Raw genomic sequence first — 20,414 nt, 5'->3', positions numbered from 1 at the left:
GAAATGAAAAAATGGCGGAAATTAAGGTACCTGAATTAGCAGAATCAATCTCAGAAGGAACAATAGCCCAATGGTTAAAGCAGCCCGGTGATTATGTAGAACAGGGTGAATATCTGCTTGAACTTGAAACGGATAAAGTAAATGTTGAATTGACAGCAGAAGAATCGGGTGTTCTTCAAGAGGTATTGAAAGATTCGGGTGATACCGTCCAAGTTGGAGAAATTATCGGTACCATTACAGAAGGCGCGGGTGAAAGTTCTGCCCCTGCTCCTTCAGAGAAGGCTGAAAGCAAAGAAAGTGAAAAAGAAGAAAAGCAAGCTGAACCAGCGGCGCAAGAAGTGAGCCAGGAAGCGCAAACTGAAGCAAAATCAAGAACAATCGCATCTCCTTCTGCACGTAAGCTGGCGAGAGAGAAAGGGATTGACCTGTCTCAGGTTCCGACTGGCGACCCGCTTGGAAGAGTGCGCAAACAGGATGTTGAGGCGTATGAAAAACCGGCTGCGAAACCAGCTCCTCAGCAAAAACAGCAGCCGCAGGCTCAAAAAACACAGCAAAGCTTTGAAAAGCCTGTTGAAGTGCAAAAAATGTCACGCCGCAGACAGACAATCGCAAAACGTCTAGTCGAAGTACAGCAAACATCTGCGATGCTGACTACATTTAATGAAGTTGACATGACGGCTGTTATGAATCTTAGAAAACGCCGCAAAGACCAATTCTTTGAGCAAAATGAAGTGAAGCTCGGCTTTATGTCTTTCTTTACAAAAGCTGTTGTAGCGGCTTTGAAAAAATATCCGCTCTTGAATGCAGAAATTCAAGGCGATGAGCTGATTGTTAAAAAATTCTATGATATCGGAATCGCTGTCGCAGCTGAGGAAGGACTTGTCGTTCCAGTTGTACGTGATGCAGACCGCCTGACATTTGCAGGCATTGAAAAAGAAATCGGCGAGCTTGCGAAAAAAGCGAGAAGCAATAAATTGACCCTTGGTGAGCTGCAAGGAGGCTCATTTACAATTACAAACGGAGGGACTTTCGGTTCACTCATGTCGACACCGATTTTAAACAGCCCTCAAGTTGGTATCCTGGGTATGCATAAGATTCAGCTGCGCCCTGTCGCAATTGATGAAGAACGTTTCGAAAACCGTCCGATGATGTACATTGCATTATCTTATGATCACCGGATCGTAGATGGTAAAGAAGCAGTTGGATTCCTTGTCACAATTAAAAACTTACTAGAAGATCCTGAACAGCTTTTGTTAGAGGGATAAAACAAAAAAGGTACATCACGGATAAATGTGATGTACCTTTTTATATACAATAGAATGTTAAAGAGTCAGTTCTGTGCTGTTTGAATCTTCTTTTGGATTCTTACCTTTTTTAGACCAATATGTAGCGAGCAGGGAGCCCGAAAGGTTGTGCCATACACTGAAAATCGCGCTCGGAACGGCAGATAGCGGTGAAAAATGTGCCGTGGCAAGTGCTGCGCCAAGCCCTGAGTTTTGCATGCCGACTTCAATTGCAATTGCTTTTTGAGACGCATAATCCATTTTTAACAGCTTTGCACATAGAAATCCCAGTAAATATCCAAACCCGTTGTGCAGGATAACTACTGAAAAAATAAGCAATCCTGATTGAAGCAGGTTTTCCCGGTTGCCGCTTACAACAGCTGACACAATCGCAACGATGCCGATGACTGAAACAAGCGGCAGGGCATGAACGGCTTTTGCGACCTGTTTTTTGAAAAATATTTTGACGACTAGGCCTGCAATGATTGGAATCAATACAGCCTGCAAAATCGAAATAAATAACGAGCCAGGTGAGACAGGCAGCCATTCCTTGGCAAACAGCATAATCAAAACCGGCGTCAAAACCGGTGCCAACAAGGTGGAAATCGTTGTGACAGCAACAGACAGGGCCGTATTGCCTTTTGCTAAAAATGTCATAACATTAGAGGCAGTTCCACCGGGACAGCAGCCAACGAGAATAACGCCTACCGCGATTTCCGAGGGGAGATGCAGGCCATATGCTAAGCCGAAAGCAACAAGCGGCATAATCGTATATTGGGCAATCACTCCGATAATGACGTACAAAGGTTTTCTGATCAGCTCTTTAAAATCATCGGTTTGCAGTGTTAGCCCCATTCCAAACATAATAATGCCAAGCAAAATCGTAATATAAGAACTGATCCAAGAAAATAATGACGGGAAAGAAAATCCGAGCACGGCAAAAATAATGACCCAGATTCCGAAGGTTTGTCCCGCGAAATGACTTATCTTTCTGATGTTTTCCATAAAAACACTCCTCATACACTGATCAAGAACTCCAGCAGAAATCCTTACAGATTTTTTGGTATTCCCCTATTATAATTAATTTTCTGAATAATTCAATATTGATAGATTGACTGTGATCTGATATATCCATGGAGATAGATGATAAATATATTATGTAAACTAATCAAAATATTCTTGACTATATAGGTAGATATTCTTACAATGAACCTTTAAACTGTTTTGGAAAATAGGAGTGATAGGGTGAAGGAAGCTAATCAATGGTCTTCGAAGCTGGGCTTTATTTTAGCTGCGGCTGGATCGGCTATCGGTCTCGGTGCAATATGGAAATTCCCATATGTAGCAGGCACCAGCGGAGGAGGCGCGTTTTTATTTATTTTTATTTTATTTACAATTTTAATCGGACTGCCATTATTGCTCGGTGAATTCATCATAGGCAGAAAAACACAGCAAGATGCCGTCCAATCCTATAAATCTCTTTCTCCAGGGTCTAAGTGGCATTGGATAGGCTATTTGGGCATGGCGACGTGCTTTATTCTGTTATCATTCTACAGCGTCGTCGGCGGATGGATTTTAAATTACATTTTTAAAGGCTTTACCGGCGGTTTATCGCATACTTCAGGATTTGATACGCTGTTTGCGAATACTATTTCAAATCCTTATTTGGCTGTAGGAGGCCAGCTGCTGTTTATGCTGGTCACAATTTTGGTTGTCGCAAAAGGTGTAAGCAGCGGAATTGAAAAAGCAAGCCAAATTTTAATGCCGGCGCTTTTTATATTATTTATCATTTTAATGGTGCGTTCAGTTACACTTCATGGAGCGATAGAAGGTATTAAGTTTTTCCTGACACCTGATATCTCTGCGATTGACGCCAATACGATATTATATGCGATGGGCCAGTCCTTCTTCTTATTAAGTGTCGGTGTATCTGTAATGGTAACGTATAGTGCTTATCTAGAGAAACAAGAAAATCTGGTGCAGTCTGCTGTATCTGTTACGGTTTTGAATGTCCTTGTCGCCATTATGGCGGGAATCGCGATCTTTCCAGCTGTTTTTTCATTCGGTCTCAAACCGGATCAAGGGCCTGTTCTGTTATTTAATGTGCTGCCGACTGTGTTTAATCAAATGCCGTTCGGAATTGTCTTTTTATTAGCATTTTTAATTTTATTTTTATTTGCGGCACTGACCTCTGCCTTTTCAATGCTTGAAATTTTGGTCGCTGTACTTTCTAAAGGCGATGTTAGTAAAAGAAAACGATTTGCCTGGATCGGCGGGATTGCTATCTTTCTGGTCGGCGTACCGTCTGCGTTATCATACGGGGTTTTAAGTGATGTTACCATTTTTCACATGTCTATTTTTGACGCAGCTGATTTTCTGGTCAGCAATATTTTAATGCCGTTAGGAGCGTTATTGATTTCTATCTTTGTACCGTTAAAAATACCGAAAGAGGATTTGTTTAACGAGCTGAAAAGCGGCTCAAACCTCAAGCGAAAGTGGTTTGCGGTTTGGCTTCTGCTGATACGTTATCTTTCACCTGTTGCAATCATTATTGTATTTTTACATGTATTAGGTGTTTTTTAAAAAATGAAGCCCCCTGGAAAAGGGGGCTTTTTTAATAGAGTTTCCATACAACTTCTTTTGCCTGTTCAAAACGTTTTTCGGCTTCACGCCAATCGACTACGTTCCACCAATGATCAACATAGCTCCCGCGGTCATTTTTATATTGCAAATAGTAAGCATGTTCCCATACATCAAGCGGCAAAAGAGGGATAACATCCCACTGGCTGAAGTGCTGGTGCTTCTCTGCGGCTAAAATCTCAAGCCGTCCGGAACGAGGGGACCAGACAAGAATGGCCCACCCGACACCCTCCACTTTTTTTGCAGCTTGGGTAAAATGCTCCTTAAAGGCCGAATAGCTTCCAAATGAAAGATCGATCATTTGAAACAATGCTCCAGTAGGACGTCTTTTTCCGTTTGGATGCATAGAAAACCAAAAAATACTGTGCAAATAATGGCCAGCTCCATGAAATGCCAGCTCTCTTTCCCAATGAGTGATCAAGTCATAGTTCTTTGAAGCTCTGGCATTCTTAAGCTCCAATTCTGCTTTATTCAGTCCGTCAACATAGCTTTGATGATGCTTTGTATGATGAAGCACCATAATATCACGCGAAATATAAGGTTCTAAAGCGGAGTACTTGTACGGAAGCTTTGGGAGAACATGTTTTCCTATAGGAACGAAGGCACGTCTTTCACCTGTTTCTTCTGATTGTGTAATATCACGATAGAGTGTGGCGGCCTGCTGATACCACTCTTCTTCTGTCGTCTGGTCATCCTCCAGCGCTTCAATCATCTTTTCGATTTGATCCTCAAATTGATCAAGCTGTCCTCGTTTTTGAATCTGATCTTTTAAGGCTTCACACCAATTGAACATCTCGGTTTGATAAGATTCACGTTTCATTTGCTGTCTCCTTTTCAATAGAATTCAAATACTTGCTGACAGCCAGCAAAGGGAACACATAAGGATAACTATGGTACCGAATATAAAATTGCTTTGGCAGCCCGATTCCCACTGGATAAGTCAAGCTTCTACCGTCATGAGAACTGCTGTCCATGAGGTAGTTCATTCCTTTTACAATTGCTGGATGACTGGGTTTTTCATATTGCAATAAAGCATCTAAAGCCCAGGCAGTTTGTATAATGGTTCCTTCTTTAAGCGGCACATAGGTTTTGACCTCAGCGCTTTTGCAGGATTCACCCCAGCTGCCGTCATCATTTTGTACGGTTTTGAGCCACCGGATTGCCTTTTGTATCGAAGGATGTGTTCGAACAACTCCGCAGGCGTGCATACCGGTCAAGGCAGCCCATGTGCCATAAATGTAGCAAACACCCCATCGTCCGTACCAAGATCCATTACGTTCCTGGTTTTCAAAAAGCCAGTTCACAGCACGCTGAATGTGGTGATGTTTAACTGAAAAGCCAGCTTTTTCACCTAAAAAGTGCAGCACACGCCCGGTAAGGTCGGCGGTTGAGGGATCAACAGCCGCATCCTCGGCGGATTCAAGCGGGAGGTGGCGGATAAGAGGGTGGTTCACATTTTTTTCAAAGGCGGAAAACCCTCCATCATTGTTCTGCATCGATAAAAGCCAAGCCACACCTCGCTCCCAAGAAGAAGGAGAGAAGTTGCGGGGAATTGCTTTTAAGACGGCTGCGGTGTCGTCACAATCAGGGTTATTCGTGTTGATATTTGAAAATCCCCAGCCGCCTGGAGATACATTTGGATTTTTGACAGACCAATCTGCTATCTTGGTATGCTGCCGCTTTTGTAAAAACGAAGCGGCTTTTGACATTGTACCGTCTGTTTCGGCAACGCCGTTTTGCTGAAGCGCATAGGTGATTAATGCAGTATCCCAAACAGTGGATGTGGAATTTTCTAAGTAAGGAATGCCGCCGCATTCAGCCACCAATGCTTTGATGCCATTTATTGCCCTTCGGATGACCGGTGAATGGCGTGACACACCAAGTGACAGAAGGCTGTATACCATAAATATTGTGGCGCTTGCATAACTGTACAGTGTGCCGTCTTCTTCAATCCGGTCAAGCATATACGTTTTAGCTGTGTGTAAGCCCAGCTCCTGAAGAGCAAAGGGTGCACGAAAAATGCGCTTCCAATGAGTCAGAACAGAAGAGAGGTCTCTCTCCTCGAAAGCATCGGAACGGAGCCAAGTCAAAGGATTTTTTGTCATGTGCGGGTCGAGGTGGCGGAGAGATTGAATTTTGCGGTTTTTTAGTGTGAATCGTTGATTGAGTGTTACGGCCATCGGGGCAAAGTGTATACGGGCATATGTGCTGAACTGATAAAAATGAACCGGGAATGTTGGGGGAATTGCTAAAAGCGACAATGGCAAATATAAAGCGGGCCAAGGGTAAAGGCCATTTGCTGCAAGCATCCATTTTGTCATAAAATGAATATTTCTCAAGCCGCCATGTGATGCAATGAATTGTTCAGCTTTTTTCATGTGCGGATCAGTTCGATGGTAGCATCCTGAAGCCAGCATTCCGACATATCCTTGGACGGTAGCTGTTATATTGCCGTCTGTCTCGTCAGGAAAATTGTTAAACGTTCCGTCTGGCTGCTGATTTTCGCGAATGCCGGCTGCAAGCGCCGAAATGAGTTCTTTTTCATTTTCACCTTCATCAAGTGAGGTGAGGAGCAGAATAAAAAAAGAATTCGTCATGATTGGCCCTTCAAAGCAAAATGTCCAAGAACCGTCATCATTTTGCCTATCTTTCAGCTCTGAAATGGTGTTTTGCTGATAGCGCCTCACCTTCTCCTGAAGTGTGCTCATCACGCTCAACTCCTTCAGAAAGATATATATTCATCCGCTTATGCTGCCATTACTGAAAGAAAAAACTGCTGGCTGGCAGCAGTTTTTTTAAAAGCTTTTAGTCTTCAAGATTAATCCATACACTCTTGACTTCTGTGTAGTTATCTAGAGCATAGGAGCCCATTTCTCTTCCGAGTCCGGATTGTTTATAACCGCCGAATGGGGAAGCTGCGTCAAACACATTATAGCAGTTTACCCAGATAGTCCCGGCTTGAAGACGATCTGCGATATAATGGGCTTGTTTTACATTCTCGGTCCATAGTCCGGCAGCAAGTCCGTATTCAGAATGGTTAGCTCGTTCAATGACTTCATCCACTGTTTCATATGGTATGGCCGTCAGGACTGGTCCGAAAATTTCTTCTTTAGCGATGGTCATATCGTCTTCCACATTCGCAAACACAGTCGGCGCGACAAAATATCCTTCTTCATAAGGGCAGCTTCCGCCAGTGACAGCTTTAGCTCCTTCATCTTTCCCTTTTTGAATATAAGAAAGAACGCGTTCATGCTGCTCCTTGCTCACGAGCGGGCCGATTTGGGTATCTTTATGAAGTCCGGCTCCTTGGCGGAGTGATTCAGCATAAGACACCATTTCATTGACAACTTCATCATACTGGTCTTTATGAATAAAGACGCGTGAGCCCGCACAGCAGACTTGGCCTTGGTTAAACATGACACCGTTTAAAGCGCCTGGAATGGCTTTTTTCAAATTCGCATCCGGGAGCAGGATATTAGGTGATTTTCCGCCCAGTTCCAGGGTGACCCGCTTAATGCTTTTTGCCGCCGTGCCCATGATTTTCTTTCCGATTTCTGTTGATCCGGTAAAGGCAATTTTATCAACCGCTTCATGGTTGGTAAGTGCTTCTCCCGCATCCTCACCGAATCCCGGAATGATATTGATGACACCGTCAGGGAAACCGGCTTTATCAATTAACTCAGCCAAATAAAGAGCTGAAAGCGGGGTTTGCTCAGCAGGCTTAAGTACAATGGTACAGCCGGTTGCAAGAGCCGCACCCATTTTCCACATCGCCATAAGAAGCGGGAAATTCCATGGGATGATTTGCCCGACGACGCCGACAGGCTCATGGCGTGTGTAATTAAAATAGGAGCCGGAAACAGGGATTGTCTGCCCTGTTATTTTTGTACACCAGCCTGCGTAATAGCGCATATGCTCAATAGCCAGCGGAATATCTCCATTTGTTGTTTCGTTTATTGGTTTTCCGTTATCAAGGGTTTCAAGCTGGGCAAGCTCAGTTTTATGCTCTTCCATTAAATCTGCCAGCTTATACATCAGTCTGCTTCTCGATGCTGGAGACATTGTTCTCCACTCGCCTTGATCAAAGGCTTTGCGGGCAGCTTTAACGGCTTTGTCCACATCCTCTGCCTGGGCTTCATACAGCGTCATTAAGGTTTCGCCTGTCGCCGGGTTGGGCGTGTCAAAGGTTGCCCCTGAGGCACTCGGAACAAACTTTCCATCAATATAAAGCTTCTTTGTTCCCTGTAAAAATGTCTCCAGCCTTTTACTCACTTGCATCGTTAAAGAACTCATTCGTAACAAACCTCCAGTCATTTTTATGGTCTGTTCTGAGATTCTTGGTGATAGAATGGTTATTGCTTCATTGAAGAGCAGGAATTAGCTGTGATCGTTACTGTGGAAGTAAGCGTATACAAACATTCTATACTAGAAAACAAGGCAAAATCAATGAATAACCGATATTGCAATTTACAAAAGAAAAAAGCTACAATAGGCTTATAGACAAGTAAAGGAGATTTCATCATGATACATAAAAATTGGCTTGAAAAAGAAACCATTAAAAAAGTAAAGTGTGTTCAGACAAACGCAAAAAAATACATTGTAAATCGCGTATTAACTCCAGGGAAAGAATATGAAGTGAAGAATGAAACAGAGGAATTTCTGTTTGTCGTCGATAATACAAATAAAATCGGCGGTTACTATAAAGAATATTTTGAAGAGGTATAATCACCGATCGAATTCCTGAGGGAGAAGAAACAGAAGATGTCACAATTGAAGATACGGATGGTTATGCAAAGGACCGCAGCTTAGCTGCGGTTCTTCTTTGATTCAAAAAGGAAAAATAAAACAGATACACAACAGAAACGTTAAAAAACTCATTTTTCAAAAAATATTTACGGAAAATGAAACTTTTTTCTCTTTTGGTGCGTACTACATGATGACAACAATTCAAAAGACAAGAAACAAATCAAAAATTTGAAAAATGTAATCTGTTCGTAATGGTTTAAATGTCTTCTATGTCGTATTCTTATATAGGGATAAAGGACTTATTTTATTTAATGTAATCTCGTCATAAGAAAAATAGATAAATGCAGAAAGAGGGGTTCTTCATTGGGTATTTTTTCTGTTAGCAGATCAACTGACGCAAAGAAGCTTGAAGCTTTGCTCGTTGAAGGGGAAAGAATAGAATCGATTTATAAGCTCCGGGTTGACCAAATTTGCTTTACAAACAAACGTATCATTTTCTTTGATAATAAGGTGTTTTCTAAAAAGAAGGTTCGTGTATTTCTTCCATATAAAACGATTGAAAGCTTTGCCATTCAAGAAGCGGGAATGTTTGATCCCGATACTGGACTTTTATTAATGACAAGAAGCAAAACCTTTGAATTAGAATTTGCGAAAGATACCGATTTAAGCGAAGTGCAAGCGGTGCTGACAAAGTATTTATGCAGCTGAATAAAACTGACTGAGGCCAGCCGTCCCAAAGAATGGTTTGGCTTTTTTTGTGCCATAAAAACGCTTTTTTGGTTTGTCAGTATTCAAAACTGGGAACAGAGAAAAAAAGGAGAGGATACACATGGCACTGACTAAAGAACAAACTCAGCATCTCTACCATAAATTGCTTGATATGCAAAAAGAATTGTCTGGCGAAAAAAAGAAAACACAATCAATGACTGAAGAAGTAGGAGAGCTGTCTAATGGGGTCGATAACCATATGGCTGACCACGGAACGCTAGTAACAGACCGCATGACAGACCAAACGGTAAAAGAAATAGACCGGGAACTTTTGGAGGAGGTTAATCAGGCTTTACAAAAGATAAAAGACGGAACGTACGGCATTTGTGAAAAAACAGGTCAAGACATTCCGTACGAAAGATTGGAAGCTGTTCCGTACGCAAGAATGACAGTGGAAGCCCAAGCTGATGTAGAGGACGATTTGGAAACGGATGCTCCGTCATTCGAAAGGGAGTTTCATGAACAGGTCAAAGATCTATCTAATAAAGAAACAATTGATCAAAAAAGCTCTCAAACGTATGAGATTTTAGACCGTGAGCAGGATTCAAACTGAAAATGGCAAGCAAGTACACCGATATGAAGTGTACTTGCTTTTTTTTATGAAAAAAATCTCATATTCGAAATAAAGTGATTGACTTTGCATAAAAAAGAAAGTAACATACTATTTGTAAGTTAATATAAAAAGTTTACCGGGAGGAATACAAATGTCTACAGTTTTATTTGTAAAATCAAGTGACCGTACAGCTGAAGAAGGTGTTTCAGTTAAACTATACGAAGCATTTCTAGCTGCATATAAAGAAAACAACCCTAATGATGAAGTGATTGAATTAGATCTTCATAAAGAAAACCTTCCTTACCTTGGAAGAGATATGATTAATGGAACATTTAAAGCAGGTCAAGGTATGGAAATGACTGAGGAAGAGAAAAAACAAGCTGCAACAGCTGACAAATATCTGAACCAATTTGTAAAAGCTGATAAAGTGGTGTTCGCATTCCCGCTTTGGAACTTCACAGTGCCAGCAGTGCTTCATACTTATGTGGATTACCTGTCTCGCGCAGGCGTTACATTCAAATACACACAAGAAGGACCAGTTGGTTTAATGGGCGGCAAAAAAGTTGCACTTCTTAACGCGCGCGGCGGCGTTTATTCAGAAGGGCCAATGGCTTCACTAGAAATGTCATTAAACTTCATGAAAACAGTTCTTGGTTTCTGGGGTGTTCAAGACTTGCACACAGTTGTCATCGAGGGACATAACGCAGCGCCTGATAAAGCACAAGAAATTGTTGAAAAAGGCTTGCAAGAAGCGAAAGAGCTTGCTGTTAAATTTTAATGAATGAAGACTCCTATCCGTGAGATAGGAGTTTTTTTGCGTGTACATATTATATAGAAGAAAGTGATGACTTCTTGCCGTTAAAAAGCGCCGTTTTTTATTGTAATATATTTTTTGTTTGTCGAATCATTAGATATATTAGCGAAAAAACAGTTTTACGGACGGAAAAAAGTTTTTCTGAACAATTGATCTACCCCTTGATAAAATATGTCCGATGGTGTACTATATAAAAGAAGCTACTTTGTACGTATTGTTAATTAAGTTTTAACCTTTAAGCTGTAATAGGGAGTTTTATATCGAAGCCGGAATGTCATGCCTCCATTGTAGAGGACGACAGGAACGTTTCTGCAAACACCCACTTTGAGGAGTGGTGGTTTAAAACTTTCTTACTTGCATACGGCAAGATGTAGCGAAAGCCATTTCCTTTATGGAAATGGCTTTTTATTTTATCTGAAAAAGGATTTTTATATCGAAAATTCAATTTCCATCCGAGAAGAAATGCAGGGTTATTTTTTGTGATATGATGGGAGAAATTGAAGGAAAAGCGAGGGTTACACGTTATGTTACATAAAGCCCAATCTCTTTTGTCGCATTATTTCGGCTATGAAAAGCTGCGCAGAGGGCAGGAGGAAGCCATCCGTTCGGTGACAGAAGCGAGACAAAACACGGCCTGCATCATGCCGACGGGCGGGGGGAAATCAATTTGCTATCAAATTCCGGCACTGATGTTTGAAGGAACAACGATTGTCATTTCGCCGTTAATATCATTAATGAAGGATCAGGTTGATGCTCTTGAAGAAGCGGGAATCAGAGCTGCTTACATCAACAGCACGCAAACCAATCAAGAGATATATGAAAGGCTGAACGGGCTGAAAGAAGGAGCTTATAAGCTTTTTTACATTACACCAGAGCGGTTAACGTCAACAGAATTTATTCGTATTTTGCAAAGCATTGACGTTCCTTTAGTAGCAATAGATGAAGCGCACTGTATTTCTCAATGGGGCCATGATTTCAGGCCAAGCTACAGAAACATTGAAATTCTGTTTCGTGAGTTAAATGACAAACCCGTCATCATGGCATTAACGGCAACAGCAACACCTGAGGTGCATGATGATATATGCAGCCAGCTGCATATTCAAAAAGAAAACACGGTGTATACCGGTTTCTCCCGTGATAATCTGACTTTAAAAGTTGCAAAAGGGGAAAACAAAGATCGTTTTATTGAAGAGTATGTAAAAAGAAACAAACATGAAGCAGGCATTATCTATACCGCGACAAGAAAAGAAGCGGATCGGATATATGAGCGATTAAAACGAAATCAGGTCAGCGCAGGGCGGTATCACGGGGGCTTACAGGACGAAGTCAGAAAGGAACAGCAGGAAAGGTTTCTGAACGATGAGATGCAGGTCATGGTTGCCACATCTGCTTTCGGCATGGGCATCGATAAATCAAATATCAGGTTTGTTCTTCATGCACAAATCCCGAAAGATATGGAAAGCTACTATCAGGAGGCGGGACGAGCTGGCCGGGATGGCCTCGACAGTGAATGTGTGCTTTTATTTTCTCCGCAGGATATTATGGTGCAGCGCTTTTTAATCGAGCAATCGGAAAATGAAGAGAAGCAAAAGCAGGACTTGAAAAAACTGCGGCAAATGGTTGACTACTGCCATACGGAAGATTGTCTGCAGCGATTTATTCTGATGTATTTCGGAGAAAAGGAGGCTGAAGCCTGCGGACAGTGCGGAAACTGCACAGATACAAGAACAGCCCATGACGTGACGAGAGAAGCGCAGATGGTCTTATCGTGTATCATTCGCATGAATGAACGTTTTGGGAAGACGATGGTTGCCCAGGTGCTCGCTGGATCAAAAAATAAAAAAGTGCTCGAAAACGGCTTTAGCAGCCTTTCAACATACGGAATATTAAAGCACCAATCAGTTGGTGAAATCAGCGACTTCATTGAATTTCTGATCGCTGACGACTTTATTAGGATGTCAGATGGAACATTTCCGACTCTTTTTGTAAGCGGCAAAGGGAGAAATGTGCTGAGAGGCGAATTATCGGTAGCGAGAAAAGAAGCATTAAAAGCAGAGGCCATTACGGAAAATGACGAGCTATTTGAACGGCTGCGCACCTTACGCAAGCAAATTGCGGCGGAGCAGGGTGTTCCACCTTTTGTCGTTTTTTCTGATCAGACGCTGAAAGATATGTCAGGAAAACAGCCTGTAAATGATGATGAACTTTTGTCTATAAAAGGAGTCGGAGAACAAAAAAGAGCAAAATATGGCCGGCTTTTTTTAGAAGAAATACAAGCTTATGTACAGGTGACAGACTCAAAAAAAGCATAAATCAACCTTTTTTTCTTTGAAAAACACATTTTCTTTTCTTTTTTTTGACCCGAACTTAAAAGACTTGAAAAGCCTATTATATCAAGGGTTCAGTAAGACTTTCCAACGGAGAGAAATCCTTCATGTAAAGGAACTGTAATCTAAATCATATCTTTTTGTTATTGATTTGACATTTACATGTGTTACGATATCACCTGTTAGCCGCCAATAAAAAGCTAACAAGGGAGGATTTACTTATGAAGAAGACGATTATGTCCTTTGTAGCAGTTGCAGCACTTTCAACAACTGCATTCGGAGCTCACGCTTCTGCAAAAGAAATCACGGTGCAAAAGGGTGATACGCTCTGGGGGATCTCTCAGAAAAACGGAGTGAACCTAAAGGACCTAAAAGAATGGAACAAGTTAACTTCTGATACAATCATTGCGGGAGAAAAACTGACCATTTCTTCAGAAGAAACAACCACTTCTGGGCAATATACAATTAAAGCGGGAGATACGCTTTCTAAGATTGCTCAAAAATTCGGTACGACAGTTAACAACCTGAAAGTTTGGAATAACTTAAGCTCTGACATGATCTATGCTGGATCTGCACTTTCAGTAAAAGGTCAGGCAACAGCAACAAACACAGTGACTGAGAATGCGCAAACAAGCGCACCTCAAACTGAAACAAAACAAGAGGCTGTGCAAAAAGAGCAACCAAAACAAGAAGCTGTTCAACAACAACCAAAACAAGAAACAAAGGCTGCAGCAGAAACTTCTGTTAAAACAGAAGAAAAGGCTGTTGAATCTAATACAAATCAACAAGAAGCGGCAAAAGAACTAACTGTTACTGCTACTGCTTACTCTGCTAACGACGGCGGCATTTCCGGCGTTACAGCAACAGGCATCGACTTAAACAAGAACCCGAATGCTAAAGTTATTGCGGTTGATCCAAACGTGATTCCGCTAGGTTCTAAAGTCTATGTTGAAGGTTATGGAGAAGCAACAGCAGCAGACACTGGCGGCGCAATAAAAGGAAATAAAATTGACGTATTTGTACCAAACAAAAGTGATGCACATAATTGGGGCGTCAGAACAGTAAGTGTAAAAGTGTTAAATTAATAGAATAGATGAAGATAAAGGACATGTAGCTCTAAGCTCGTGTCCTTTTTTTGTTTTTTAGAGACGTAAAACATAATACGCTGATAAAAGAAAAATTGTGCTCCTTCTGATTTCGATGAATAGAAGGTAAACGCTCCTGTCATCTACTGTCTTTGCAGAAGGTGTGCTGGCTTTTACTTTGATTAATGGACAAAGCTACGCGGGCTCTATGACAGCATGTCTTGGGAAGCAAGTGCGCCGCCCGCGTTACTTAAAAACAGGAGTAATGGCGATACCTGTTTTTTTGGAGCAGCGATCATAGGTTATGCTGTTTCATTCCAGCAACAGTGCTGTATTCAAGGCTCTTGTCTTCCGCATTACGGAGACGTTTGGCATCAGCACGTTCATGGCGGTTTAGCTGATTTCCTTCATTTTTGCGTAACGACTGCTACATTTTTTTGGCGGGCTGATAGCAGCTGCTTTTAGCAGATGTGATATACGGAATTGGTTTAATTTCCGGCGATTTTTTTATTGTGGTTCTAGGTGTTCTTGCAGTCGAAGAATGGCAGCTTTGGGAGCGGAATTGCAAGACTGACTGCATTACATAATTGAAAAACTCAATCAATCGATATTCGTAATTCGGCAGATGTATCCCGGCCGACGATTTGAACAGGTTTATTAGTGAATCACCTGTATTATGAACCATGCAATTTGTTCAGCGTGCGTTAGGCGCTAAACATTCAGATGAAGGCCAGAAGGGGGCTTTTAAACTGATCGGAGTGTATTATATAGTAGTTCCGGGAGTGACTGCCTTTTCATTTGTATGGCTTCGGAATAGAAATGCTGACAGTGTATACCCTCGATTGATCATCGACTTATCGCCAGCGTCACTTACTGGTGTTTTTGCCGCTATTTTATTCAGGGCGATTTTAAGCTATTTCAGTGGGGCTTTAAACAGTATAGTTACCTTGTTTACATTAAATATATACAAGCCAATGTTCAAGCTAGATGATGGTAAAGGTGAAATTGTCAAATCAGGGCGCATTTTTGTTGCAGTCCTCGGGATTGTATCTATGTCATAGCACCAGACGCCTTGGTTTATCAAAGAAAACACCAGACTATGAAGAAGTGAAGAGGCAAGAAACTAATTAGAGGAGTAGATCATGTGTTTACTCCTCTTTTCTTCTGTCTATGAAAGATTCGTGTGATATGCCTTCCAGTATACAATCTTCAAGAGGTAGGTGATCAGGTTCTTTAATGTCCCCGTGGCTTCTTTACGAAAAAAGTACCGGCATTTGCTGCGGTTTATCAAAAGTCTATTTACTCATATTCATTTTCTGTATATCCTGGCCGTTCTCTTTCTCTTTCTTTTTCAGTTGCAGTTGTGCTTCTTGTAGGAAAGCTGCGTCCGCGCAAAATGAATACAAGCCTGATTATGACCCGCAGGTTGATATTACACCATGGAAGCACGTCAAGCTGGCGTCATGTGTTATTTTCATTCTTGGAGCGGCAACATATCTCCTGTTTCAGCGTGGGGAGTAGCAGATGAACAAAAGAGGATCTTGGACATATGCCAAGATCCTCTTTTACTTAAACCAGCCTTTTTCCTTTGAGCGCGTAATGGCTTCTATACGGTTTTTCACTTCAAGCTTTTCTAGAATCATAGAGATATAATTTCGCACCGTTCCGCTTTTAATGCTGAGTTCTTGGGCGATTTCTTTTGTGTTTTTTCCGTCAGCCACAAGTTCGAGCACTTCTTTTTCTCTATCTGTGAGAGGGTTGGCCTCGCTATACATATCCTCCATCAGCTCAGGTGCGTAGATACGCTTTCCGTTCATGACGCTTCGGATGGCGCTCGCGAGCTCTTCGCTGGGACTGTCCTTCAACAAATAGCCTTTAACGCCGGCTTTAATGGCTCTCTGAAAGTAGCCGGGGCGGGCAAAAGTGGTTAAGATAATAATTTTGCAGCCTGTATCCTTTAACTCCTCAGCAGCTTCAAGGCCTGTCTTTCCGGGCATTTCAATGTCCATAATGCATACATCGGGCTGATGTTTTTTTGCAAATTCGACAGCATCCTGTCCGGTTGTTCCTTTGCCGACAACTTTCATATCGTCTTCTAAGTTCAATAGTGATCCTAAAGCGCCCAGCAGCATCTGCTGATCTTCCGCAATAAATATACTAATCATGTAAGCCATCCTTTTTGTTTATTTTGAGTTATTAGGAATCGTCATGGTAAGCTTGGTTCCGTTTTTGGTGTCGATGTGAAGGCTCCCGTTTGCAAATTCAAGACGCTCTCTCATACCGAGTAAGCCATGTCCTTTTGAAAAGCACGTGTCTCTTCCTTGAAATGTTCCATCGTCAGACACTGTAATAACAACTTCCTTCCAGAGCTCCTGAATATCAACTCGGCATGTTTTAGCCTGACTGTGTTTCACAACATTTGTGACAGCTTCCTTTAAGCACATGCTCAAAATATTTTCATTAAGCAATGAGATATTTTCGGGCAATTTCTCAACTTCGTAGATAAATGTAATGTCAGCAGCTTCGAGAATTTGTTTGATATTTATGATTTCATCCTTGAGCCGGATGCCTTTCATAGAGGATACGATTTTTCTTACTTCATTTAAAGAAGTTCTCGCTGTTTGCTGAACGCTTTTCAGCTCACGCGCTGCTTGTTCGGGATCTTTGTATATTAATTTTCTCGCCAAATCGCTTTTTAAACCGATAAGAGAAAGCTTTTGACCAAGCGTATCGTGGAGATCGCGGGCAATCCGCTGCCTTTCTTCTAATTTTACCAAATCGGCAATCCGTTCATTTGCAAATTCAAGTTTTTCTTCCAGCCGTTCGCGCTCCTTGCGGCTTCTGACACTGAACGGCAATAAAATTGCACTGATGAGGGTAATGACTACAAAAGGAATTTGTGTCAGAAAGAATTCTTTTTTTAACACAAGACTGAAATTCGCTGCGACAGCTGCGCTTATTAAATGTACGTAATATAAAATGTGGAAAGGGACGCGTTCTTTTATGTTTCCAATAAAATACGCAATAAAAAAAGCAAAATAAATATAACTGAACAGCGTAATGGAGGCGGTTGAAATGCCGATTAGCAGAAACGCCCACAAATAAATGGCCCAGCCTTTTGAGACAAAAGCAAATCGATAAACCGAAAAAAATAAAAGCGTCAAAATAATTCCGACGATAATAACAAATGTAGAAGATGATTTAAATATAAAGTAGAAGGGCAGGATGAAAAATATCGTCCATATATAAGGCGTGATCCCGCTTAGTTTTTGAAATGTAAAATGCTTTTTGATCATGATATAACCTCATTTTCAGCTTTTCATCTTAAATGTAACTTTACCATTGTAAAAGCCAGATTGCACCACCGAACAATAAAAAGGAAGTCTTCTTGTTGTATAAGAAGACCTCCTAATTGTCAGGCGTTCTCCCGCAGCTTCTGTTTTTCTGTTGAATCAGGCGGAAGGCGGAAAGATATTTGTTTGATATCCCGAAATGACACAAATTGTTTTTTGTCTTCATCCCAAAGACGGAATGCGAGTGATTGCAGGCTTGTTTTTAAGGTGATTGTCGGTACGTTTTTTAATGGTTCGTGATGTTCATGAGCAACTTCAAGCTTATAGTTCGGCACCTTTGGGCTCAAATGGTGAACGTGGTGGTAACCGATATTGCCTGTCAGCCATTGAAGCAGTTTCGGGAGTTTATAAAATGAACTGCCTTCCACAGCGGCCTGAACGTAGCTCCAGTTTTCATCTGCTTCAAAATAAGAGTCTTCAAATGTATGCTGTACATAAAACAGCCACACGCCGATTGAACCTGAGATCAGAAAGATAGGGCCTTGCACGAGCAAAAACGATTGCCAGCCAAAGATGAGACAGCAAACAGCAGCCAATGACACAATTGCCAGGTTTGTAAGGTACGTGTTCATACGCTCCTTACGTCTTGCACCTTTTTTGTTAAAACGGTTGGTGATCAGAAAAACATAAATTGGTCCGAGAATAAACATGATAAACGGATTTCTATAAAGTCTGTATGCAAGTTTTGTGCGTCTAGGTGCGGCTTTATATTCGTTTACCGTTAACAGCCAAATGTCGCCTGTTCCGCGTTTATCCAGATTGCTGCTGGTCGCGTGATGAATCGAATGGCTGTGCTGCCATTGAAGGTAAGGGAATAAAGTCAGAACACCTGTCAGAAAACCGAGAATATGGTTATAGCGCTTTTGTTTGAAAAATGATTGATGGCAGCAGTCATGAAAGATAATGAAAATTCTTGTTAAAAACCCTGAGGCAACCACTGTTAATGCTAAAGTAAGAAGATAGGAGACATTGAGGCTGAAATAAGCAAGAAACCAAAGTCCGAAGAAAGGGATAAACGTGTTTAAAAGCTGAATCAGACTGTTTTTTGTTTCGGGCTGAGCAAAAGCAGCGACTTGCTTTGTCAGCAGTTTTTGTTTGTGTTTAAGGGTTGGTTCAGTCATAGTAAAGGATCCTCTCATTGTGTGTCTCGCTTAAGTATACGCTAATGAGAGGAGTCCTTTGTAGTAGCACACATCATGCATCATATATGACATTTGTCATGTGGACTGAGATGACGTGCAGATGTGAAAACAGCTTGTAAAATGATTTTACAAGCTGTTTAATGTTTGTCGATCCATATTCGTGATGTACCCGAAACAGCTTCAAGCCTGCATGTTCCCCCAATAGGGAACGTGGCAATTGGAGAGGTGTGCCCGGCATTTATGTTTGCGATGACGGGGAGGCCGGATAATTCTTTTTTTGTACCAACTATCGCTTTTACGTGATCTATTGATACGTTTGATGCTTTTTGGAACCTGCCGATCAATATCCCCTTTACATTTGAAAAAGAAGGGAGGTGGATGAGCGATTGTAAATCGCGGTCAAACATGTTTGCGTCCGACATATAATCATCCTCAATCAGTAAAATTGTATTTTCTGTTTCCGGAAAATACTCCGTTCCCTGCAGCAAATTAAGTGTACACAGGTTGCCGCCAATCAATGTGCCTTCAGCATAGCCATCCTGGATCACAATAGGACCGGAATGGGGATAAAAGTGCCTGTTTTCTTGATCTGAAAACCATTGGTCATCACTCCACTCTTGTGATGGCAGGATTTCAAAGGCTTCATCCGAAGCGCAGCAAGCCAGAAAATAATCTTTTATATAGTCCAATCCTTTTTTCATTGCAAACGTAGAAAAGTGGGGGCCTGAATATGTAACGAGACCGGTTTTTTGATAAATGGCATTGGCGAGAGCCGTAATATCGGAATAGCCGCAAAGAATTTTTGGATTCTGTTTGATTTTCTCGTAATCAAGATAACGCAGCAGCTGATTGCTGTTGAATCCGCCGAGTGTTGTTAAAATAGCTTTGACTTCGGGATCAAAAAAGGCGCTATGCAGATCACTTACTCTTGATTCGATAGAGGATGACTGGAATTCGTTTAACTCCTCTGCGTGTTCAGCAATGGTCACCCGAAAACCCAATCGTTCTAATGTCGTTTTTGCGTGCAACTTTGCTTCATTTGTTAATACGGACATGCTGGTGGCGGGAGACACGATTCGAATTTCGTCTCCCGGTTTCAGTTTGGGTGCAAACACTTCAGGTCCTCCTAAACAGTTTTACACCATTACAGCATATCTCGGCATATTCTTCCAGACTTTTTTAGAAATCCGTCCATTTAATGCTTCCTGATTGTGTATCGTAGTCAATGGATACTTCAAATTGATGCTTTTCATAAAAATGAATGAGTCTGTCCACATGATTCCAATCCCGTTTGGCTATGTCGCCGGTAACTTTCGGGATATTGCAGTCTCTGGCAATATCTTTTAAATATTTCATACAAATAGAACCGAAGCCGTAATTCGGAGGCCCTTTAATATCCCCAATATGAATGGCATCGTCCTGATAGGATGCTACAAGTGAAAAGCAGCTTTTCCCTCTATAAGCTGTTTCACAATCTGTGAGCATAATTTTGCATGTTTGGCCATCATCAATCGAGGAAACAATCATCCAATCTTCATCTTTCGATTGATCAATACCAAGCACTCTGGCATCTTTCGATAGATCCTTTATATTTTCCTGCATGCGATAAATTTGAAATTCTAAATGATTCAGCTCTTCTTCAAGCTCTTGGCGGTTTTTTTCCTTAGTGGTAATCAAAATCAAACCCCTTTCAAAAAATAGTT

Annotated in this window: 18 protein-coding genes and 1 other RNA gene; 10 read left to right on the top strand and 9 right to left on the bottom strand. The window is 41.5% G+C overall.

Annotation, left to right across the window (positions count from 1 at the left end; genetic code table 11):
• Positions 1-11: 11 nt before the first annotated feature.
• Positions 12-1,265: a 2-oxoglutarate dehydrogenase complex dihydrolipoyllysine-residue succinyltransferase gene (odhB, locus tag NYE43_RS10520; RefSeq protein WP_059293272.1), complete on the top strand. Its 1,254-nt coding sequence runs from the start codon at positions 12-14 to the stop codon at positions 1,263-1,265.
• A gap of 57 nt (positions 1,266-1,322) precedes the next feature.
• Here odhB and NYE43_RS10515 read toward each other — a convergent pair whose 3' ends face one another.
• Complete coding sequence (locus tag NYE43_RS10515; RefSeq protein WP_326323898.1) at positions 1,323-2,288, bottom strand: bile acid:sodium symporter family protein; 966 nt, start codon at positions 2,286-2,288, stop codon at positions 1,323-1,325.
• Between the two features lie 240 nt (positions 2,289-2,528).
• On the opposite strand from NYE43_RS10515, the gene NYE43_RS10510 reads away from it, so the two are divergent.
• Positions 2,529-3,866: a sodium-dependent transporter gene (locus NYE43_RS10510; RefSeq protein ID WP_268545064.1), complete on the top strand. Its 1,338-nt coding sequence runs from the start codon at positions 2,529-2,531 to the stop codon at positions 3,864-3,866.
• A 31-nt stretch (positions 3,867-3,897) separates the two neighbouring features.
• Here NYE43_RS10510 and NYE43_RS10505 read toward each other — a convergent pair whose 3' ends face one another.
• The 3 genes from NYE43_RS10505 to dhaS all read right to left on the bottom strand — a co-directional run bounded on the left by NYE43_RS10505 (position 3,898) and on the right by dhaS (position 8,216).
• Positions 3,898-4,743 carry a superoxide dismutase gene (locus NYE43_RS10505; protein WP_105955027.1) on the bottom strand — a complete coding sequence of 282 codons (846 nt, stop codon included), beginning with the start codon at positions 4,741-4,743 and terminating at the stop codon, positions 3,898-3,900.
• On the bottom strand, positions 4,733-6,631 hold the full coding sequence (locus tag NYE43_RS10500; protein ID WP_326323897.1) for a terpene cyclase/mutase family protein: 1,899 nt from the start codon (positions 6,629-6,631) through the stop codon (positions 4,733-4,735). Before NYE43_RS10500 ends, NYE43_RS10505 begins: the two co-directional genes overlap by 11 nt.
• Positions 6,632-6,728: 97 nt before the next feature.
• Positions 6,729-8,216 (bottom strand): aldehyde dehydrogenase DhaS, encoded by a 1,488-nt coding sequence (gene dhaS, locus NYE43_RS10495; protein WP_095713099.1) that lies wholly within the window; start codon positions 8,214-8,216, stop codon positions 6,729-6,731.
• Positions 8,217-8,444: 228 nt separating this feature from the next.
• On the opposite strand from dhaS, the gene NYE43_RS10490 reads away from it, so the two are divergent.
• The 8 genes from NYE43_RS10490 (at position 8,445) to NYE43_RS10455 (ending at position 15,277) form a co-directional block, all read left to right on the top strand.
• Positions 8,445-8,648 carry a DUF6501 family protein gene (locus NYE43_RS10490; protein WP_024121722.1) on the top strand — a complete coding sequence of 68 codons (204 nt, stop codon included), beginning with the start codon at positions 8,445-8,447 and terminating at the stop codon, positions 8,646-8,648.
• A gap of 384 nt (positions 8,649-9,032) precedes the next feature.
• Positions 9,033-9,377, top strand: a complete 345-nt coding sequence (locus NYE43_RS10485; protein ID WP_024121720.1) for a PH domain-containing protein — start codon at positions 9,033-9,035, stop codon at positions 9,375-9,377.
• A gap of 121 nt (positions 9,378-9,498) precedes the next feature.
• The gene (locus NYE43_RS10480) at positions 9,499-9,990 is read left to right on the top strand and encodes a TraR/DksA family transcriptional regulator (RefSeq protein WP_095713098.1); all 492 of its coding nucleotides are present in this window, start codon (positions 9,499-9,501) and stop codon (positions 9,988-9,990) included.
• A 151-nt stretch (positions 9,991-10,141) separates the two neighbouring features.
• Positions 10,142-10,768, top strand: coding sequence for an FMN-dependent NADH-azoreductase AzoJ (azoJ, locus tag NYE43_RS10475; protein ID WP_024121718.1), 627 nt, complete (start codon positions 10,142-10,144; stop codon positions 10,766-10,768).
• A 230-nt stretch (positions 10,769-10,998) separates the two neighbouring features.
• A non-coding RNA gene (gene ssrS, locus NYE43_RS10470) (6S RNA) lies at positions 10,999-11,185 on the top strand.
• Positions 11,186-11,328: 143 nt separating this feature from the next.
• Complete coding sequence (recQ, locus tag NYE43_RS10465) at positions 11,329-13,116, top strand: DNA helicase RecQ (protein WP_326323896.1); 1,788 nt, start codon at positions 11,329-11,331, stop codon at positions 13,114-13,116.
• Positions 13,117-13,352: 236 nt separating this feature from the next.
• A complete protein-coding gene (locus NYE43_RS10460) occupies positions 13,353-14,216 on the top strand; it encodes a LysM peptidoglycan-binding and 3D domain-containing protein (protein ID WP_095713095.1) in 864 nt (287 codons plus the stop codon).
• A 683-nt stretch (positions 14,217-14,899) separates the two neighbouring features.
• Positions 14,900-15,277, top strand: coding sequence for a sodium:solute symporter family transporter (locus tag NYE43_RS10455; protein ID WP_326323895.1), 378 nt, complete (start codon positions 14,900-14,902; stop codon positions 15,275-15,277).
• 504 nt (positions 15,278-15,781) lie between these two features.
• On the opposite strand, the gene desR is transcribed toward NYE43_RS10455, so the two are convergent.
• The 5 genes from desR to NYE43_RS10430 all read right to left on the bottom strand — a co-directional run bounded on the left by desR (position 15,782) and on the right by NYE43_RS10430 (position 20,388).
• Positions 15,782-16,381, bottom strand: a complete 600-nt coding sequence (desR, locus tag NYE43_RS10450) for a two-component system response regulator DesR (RefSeq protein WP_010334571.1) — start codon at positions 16,379-16,381, stop codon at positions 15,782-15,784.
• Positions 16,382-16,399: 18 nt separating this feature from the next.
• The gene (gene desK, locus NYE43_RS10445; RefSeq protein WP_024121713.1) at positions 16,400-17,512 is read right to left on the bottom strand and encodes a two-component sensor histidine kinase DesK; all 1,113 of its coding nucleotides are present in this window, start codon (positions 17,510-17,512) and stop codon (positions 16,400-16,402) included.
• A 119-nt stretch (positions 17,513-17,631) separates the two neighbouring features.
• Positions 17,632-18,690 (bottom strand): fatty acid desaturase DesE, encoded by a 1,059-nt coding sequence (desE, locus tag NYE43_RS10440; RefSeq protein ID WP_095713094.1) that lies wholly within the window; start codon positions 18,688-18,690, stop codon positions 17,632-17,634.
• Between the two features lie 158 nt (positions 18,691-18,848).
• Complete coding sequence (locus NYE43_RS10435) at positions 18,849-19,826, bottom strand: S66 family peptidase (RefSeq protein WP_101860564.1); 978 nt, start codon at positions 19,824-19,826, stop codon at positions 18,849-18,851.
• A gap of 64 nt (positions 19,827-19,890) precedes the next feature.
• Positions 19,891-20,388 carry a hypothetical protein gene (locus tag NYE43_RS10430; RefSeq protein WP_024121710.1) on the bottom strand — a complete coding sequence of 166 codons (498 nt, stop codon included), beginning with the start codon at positions 20,386-20,388 and terminating at the stop codon, positions 19,891-19,893.
• Positions 20,389-20,414 lie beyond the last annotated feature (26 nt).

The organism is Bacillus sp. FSL R5-0434, assembly GCF_038004745.1.
Lineage (GTDB): Bacteria > Bacillota > Bacilli > Bacillales > Bacillaceae > Bacillus > Bacillus halotolerans.
The sequence above is the reverse complement of the archived record's forward strand: the minus strand, read 5'-3'. Positions and strand labels throughout refer to the sequence as shown.